The organism is candidate division KSB1 bacterium (genome assembly GCA_022562085.1).
Lineage (GTDB): Bacteria > Zhuqueibacterota > Zhuqueibacteria > Oceanimicrobiales > Oceanimicrobiaceae > Oceanimicrobium.
Genome location: JADFPY010000478.1, coordinates 1 through 2,384, shown reverse-complemented (window position 1 = coordinate 2,384; position 2,384 = coordinate 1). Strand labels below are relative to the sequence as shown.

3 protein-coding genes are annotated in these 2,384 nt (G+C 46.9%); all 3 read right to left on the bottom strand.

Annotation, left to right across the window (positions count from 1 at the left end):
- Positions 1-518, bottom strand: a 518-nt coding sequence (locus IH879_22475) for a sugar ABC transporter permease (protein ID MCH7677694.1), incomplete at its 3' end; no start/stop codon positions are given.
- 1 nt (position 519) lies between these two features.
- On the bottom strand, positions 520-1,809 hold the full coding sequence (locus tag IH879_22470) for an extracellular solute-binding protein (GenBank protein MCH7677693.1): 1,290 nt from the start codon (positions 1,807-1,809) through the stop codon (positions 520-522).
- Between the two features lie 170 nt (positions 1,810-1,979).
- Positions 1,980-2,384 carry a cytidine deaminase gene (locus tag IH879_22465; GenBank protein MCH7677692.1) on the bottom strand — a complete coding sequence of 135 codons (405 nt, stop codon included), beginning with the start codon at positions 2,382-2,384 and terminating at the stop codon, positions 1,980-1,982.

Sequence of the window (2,384 nt, the reverse complement as noted above, 5' to 3'; positions counted from 1 at the left end):
GCATAATATCCCAGAAACTTCCAGACTACGATGAGTGCAATGGAAGCCATGGCGATTCGAGGATCAGAAAACCACGGTATCGTCACGCCTATCCTGGCTAACCAGGTGTTGATGAGACCATCCCCTGAAAACAGCAGCCTGAAAACAACGGAGTAGGCGACGCCGGCAGAGACATAAGACATCAAGTATCCGGTGGCGAAGAACGCTTGTAAGAACTTGATGCGATTCAGCAGCCACGCTACCATAAAAGAAGAAATAATGGCAAGCGGTATAAATACGACCATGAAGTAGAACGTATTCTTTATTGAGATCCAGAACAACGGGTCCTGAAATAACCTGACGAAGTTTTCCAGTCCGACAAATTCTTTACGGGGTGAGATGATGTTCCATTTCTTCGTAGAGATAACGAGTCCCCACAAAAAAGGATAGACCCAAAGAACTGCCGTGAAAAGCAGGTAAGGGGTAACCAGCCAATAGCCGATTCGGTCGCTTTGTTTGCCTTGTTGGAAGAAAGACAATTTATCTTCCTGATTTCATGATTCGTTCTATGGTCTTATTTGCATCGTGCGCTGCTTCCGCGGGCGTCTTGGTACCATAAACGATGGGCTGCCACAGCTCCCGATTGAGAATAGTCTGTATTTGCACGGTCTGCGGCGTTAAGGCCAACGGTACGGTGTGCCGGGTCGCCATGGCATAAATTTTCATTGCCGGTTTCTGCTCAAAGTAGTCGTTGAAAGCTGCGTTGGTCATGAGGTCATCCCGCGCTGGCAGGTAATTGGTTGTTTCCATCCACTGCAGAGCATGCTCTTCGGTAAAAAACCACTGCATAAATTCCCAGGCTTGCTTTTTCTTTATTGAATTATTGAAAAGCACCATACCTTTTTGCTCAGCGAGGGTATAGACCGGTTGATCGGCCGGGTAGAAATCCGGCACCAACAAAGGTGCGATCACATATTCCAGGTCAGGATACAGGTTTTTAATTTTCACAGCGAAGCCCGCGTCCTTTAGCACTGCCAGGAACACTTCCTTTTCAAAACCGTCGGTTATCTTGAATTTAGGGGTCAATCCTTCGGCGAATATGCGGTGAAAAAACCCGGTTACCGCCAGACCCGCTTCATTTTCCAGAAAGGCCTTTTTGTTTTCAATGTCGAGGTAACCCTTGCCGCCGGAAGCAGCACAGTAAAGGGTAATATAATCAAACCATCTTTTCCACCAGACCGGGGGAATATCAATCCATAATCCATAGCGCTTTCCGGGGATGAACGCTTTGCGGGCCAGCTCCAGAAATTCGCTGTAGGTTCTCGGCAATTTGGTGACGCCCAATTCGTCGAGCATCTTTTTATTGTACCACATCATCCGTGGACTGATTTTAATGGGCAGGACATAGACATGGCCTTTGTAAAGCCAGTTGTTCTTGATGTTGTCTACCATTTTCCTTTTTTCAGCCATCTCCCAGAAACCTGGCAGCGTGTCCAGCGCAACGATAGCATCGGCATCGGCAAGCTGCGCGGCAAACCCGCCAAATATGTTGGTGCAGATGTCCGGGTTTGTGCCGGTGGCGATGGAGGTAAGGATCACCTCCTCCGAAGTGCTAGCCGCGGGGATGGTGCCCCATTTCAGGGGGTCGTTGGGATGGGAGGCATTCCACTCTTCCACAATAGCCCGGTCAAATTTGGAAACCTCTACGCTGGGCGCAGTCCAGTAGATCAACTCGGCGGTATTGGCTCGATCATTGGAAGAGCTGCAAGATAGACCAACGGTTAGCAAAATGGACAGCACCGCTATGAATGATTTTCTTTGATTTTTCATCTGATCACTCTTTTTGTATAAGTATATTTGTTCCATATCTTTAACGCCAGTTTCAGTTGTCAGAAGGATTCATACACAGACTTCGCACCACGAACACACTTCGACATCTGCACGGCCTTGAAATCATCGCACACCCCTTCCGGTTAACTGCGAACTTTTGTAGTCAATCTTTACTCATTCCACTTTTCCGGATGGGGATGAGGAAGTAGTTCATTTAATTTGACTACTTTGTTTTCACCTAAAATTACACTGGTCGAATCAAGGTTATTATTATCTATTTGATACATGAATTCTCTACACCGACCACAAGGTGGAAGCACAGTCACGGCATTAACTCCCCACACGGCAACAATTTTTGAAATTCGGGTTTCTCCAGCAGTTATCATTGCAGCTATTGCACTATGCTCTGCACAGAACCCAATGCCGCTACCCACATCTATGCAAACACCAAAGTATAAGTTGCCCTTCTCGCTAAATAAGGCACAAGCGACATCTCCAGTGGTATTACCTTGTTTCCTCGGCTGAAGAAAAGCCCTTGCTTCCTCAATTAATTCTGTAGTTGTAAGTTTATCCAT